At 76.9% G+C, this 2,418-nt stretch carries 3 protein-coding genes; all 3 read left to right on the top strand.

All coding sequences use genetic code 11. The annotated features are described in order from the left end of the window. The coding region (locus ACTUAL_RS02445) for an alpha/beta hydrolase (RefSeq protein WP_440899123.1) at positions 1-375 on the top strand (375 nt) is incomplete at its 5' end. 52 nt (positions 376-427) lie between these two features. After that, positions 428-1,618 carry a sensor histidine kinase gene (locus ACTUAL_RS02440; RefSeq protein ID WP_440899122.1) on the top strand — a complete coding sequence of 397 codons (1,191 nt, stop codon included), beginning with the start codon at positions 428-430 and terminating at the stop codon, positions 1,616-1,618. Further along, complete coding sequence (locus ACTUAL_RS02435; RefSeq protein WP_440899121.1) at positions 1,615-2,286, top strand: response regulator; 672 nt, start codon at positions 1,615-1,617, stop codon at positions 2,284-2,286. The genes ACTUAL_RS02440 and ACTUAL_RS02435 overlap by 4 nt, the downstream gene beginning before the upstream one ends. Positions 2,287-2,418: the final 132 nt, after the last annotated feature.

Below are 2,418 nucleotides of genomic sequence, written 5' to 3'. Positions count from 1 at the left end.
GAGGCCTTCGCCGGCGGCGACGACGACCGCGAAGCCGCCCACGAGCGCGGCCTGGCCGCGCTGGACGACGCCGACTTCGCCCCGTTCTCCGCGCGGGCCTGGAGCACCAGGGGCTCCTACGACTCCGGCGCCTGCCTGAAGTGGCCGCACGCCCCGAGCCAGGGCACCCCGTTCGAGGCCGGAGCGCCGATGCCGAACGCCCCCGTGCTCGTCCTCAGCGGCGACCTGGACGCCAACACCCCCGTCGAGGCGGGCAGGCAGGCCGCCGCGCAGTTCCCGAACGCCGAGGTGGTCGAGATCCAGGGCGCCGGGCACACGCCGTCGGTCAGCGAGGGCGGCATGGTCCGGGTCCTGGAGTTCTACGCGGCGCGATGAGCGCCACCGGTTCGCTCTATCGTGTGCGCCGGTGCAGTGGAGGAGGAGTGGCGTGGCGCGGAACTCCTGGCTGATCGCCCTGGTCTGCGTGATCGGCGACGTCAGCGCCCTGCTGGTGTTCGACGAGCTCGCCGCGCGGTCCCCCGGCGCCCTGCCCACCAGCTTCTGGGCGGCGCTGGTCGTCGTGGCACTGGCGGACCTCGCGCTCGCCCTGCCCGCCCGCTTCACCGGCGCCGTCACGCTGGCGCAGGCCGCCGCCCGCATCGGCACCGCGGTGCTGCTGGGCGGTCCGGACGTCGGCGTCGACGGCCGGGTCGGCAACGCCACCGGCCTGGTCGCCGCAGGCTACCTCGCCGGGGCGTGGCTGCGCGGCCGGTGGGCGTGGGTGGCGCTGGGCGCGCTGGTGCTGGGGGTGCTGGGGGCGCGGTGGACCGCCGTGCCCCCGCAGCCGGACGCGGTCGCCGTGCTGGCCGTCGAGGCGCTGACCAACGCGCTGCTGCCGTGGCTCGCCGGCCGCTACACCTCCTCCAGGATCGCGTTCCTGGAGGAGGTCAAGCGCAAGCGGCGCGACGCCGAGGAGCAGGTGGCCCGCGCGCTCGCCGAGGAGCGCGGCGCGCTGGCCCGCGACCTGCACGACACGATCTCGCACCACGTCAGCGCCATCGGCGTGCACGCGGGCGCGGCCAGGCTGCGGCTCGCCGGACTGCGGCCTGCCGGGCTGCGGTCCACCGGGCAGGGCGGCGACCCCAAGCTCGACGCCGCCCTCGGCCAGGTCGAGCGCTCCGGGCACGCGGCGCTGGCCGACCTGCGGCGGATGCTGGACGTGCTGCACGGCGCGACCCGCGACAGCACCCGCCAGCCGGGCCTGTCCGGGCTCGACGACCTGGTCGACGGGGTGCGGGCGACCGGCGTGCCGGTCGAGGTGAGCACCGAGGCCCTGCGGCCGGACCGGTTGCCCGGATCGCTGGACGTGGCCGCCTACCGGGCCGCGCAGGAGCTGCTCACCAACGCGCTGCGGCACGGCGACGGCGAGCGGGTCGAGCTGCGGATCACCCAGAGCGCCGCCGAGCTGGTGGTGTCCGTGGCCAACGGCGTGCGACCCGGCCCGCCCGCGCACGGCAGCCGCCGGGGGCTGGACGGGGTGCGGCACCGCGCGGCGCTGTTCGGCGGCGGCGTGGTGTGCGGGCCCGACGGCGGCTCGTGGCGCGCCACCGCGACGTTCCCCCTGGAGGCGACCCCGTGACGATCAGCGTGCTGCTGGCCGACGACCACGCGTTCTTCCGCAGCGGCTTCCGGGCCGCGGTGGAGACGCAGGACGACCTGGTGTGCGTGGCCGACGTCGGCAACGGGCGGGACGCGGTGGACCGGGTGCTGGCGCTCGGGCCGGACGTGGCCGTGCTGGACGTGCGGATGCCCAAGCTGGACGGCCTGGAGGCCACGGCCGCGATCCTGGCGGCAGGGGCGGCCACCAGGGTGCTGCTGCTGACCACCTACGACGACGACGGGTACGTGCACCGCGCGCTGGACCTGGGCGCGAGCGGGTTCCTGCTCAAGAGCACCCCCGCGCACGAGCTGGTGGCCGCGATCCGGGTCGTGGCGCGCGGCGACGCGCTGATCGACCCGGCGGTCACCCGCCGCCTGGCGAGCCGGTTCGCGCAGGCGCTGCGGCCCGCCCCGAGCGCGCCGGGGCTGGAGCTGCTGACCGCGCGCGAGCGGGAGGTGCTGGTCCTGGTGGGGACGGGGGCGGCGAACTCGGAGATCGCGGCGCGGCTGCACGTGGGGGAGGAGACGGTGAAGACGCACGTGTCGCGGGTGCTGCGCAAGCTGGACCTGCGCGACCGCGTGCAGGCCGCCGTGTACGCGAACCGGCACGGGCTCGCGCCGCGCGGCGACGGCCGCCCGGCCTGGTGACGCAGCCCGGTGACGCAGCCCGGTGACGCAGCCCGGTGACGCAGCCCGGTGACGCAGCCCGGTGACGCGGCCCGGTGGCCGTGGCTGTTCTCGGCGGAGCTGCGGGCCAGGTTCGACGTGGTGTCCTGGGAC

It is taken from the genome of Actinosynnema sp. (assembly GCF_052038725.1).
The sequence above is the reverse complement of the archived record's forward strand: the minus strand, read 5'-3'. Positions and strand labels throughout refer to the sequence as shown.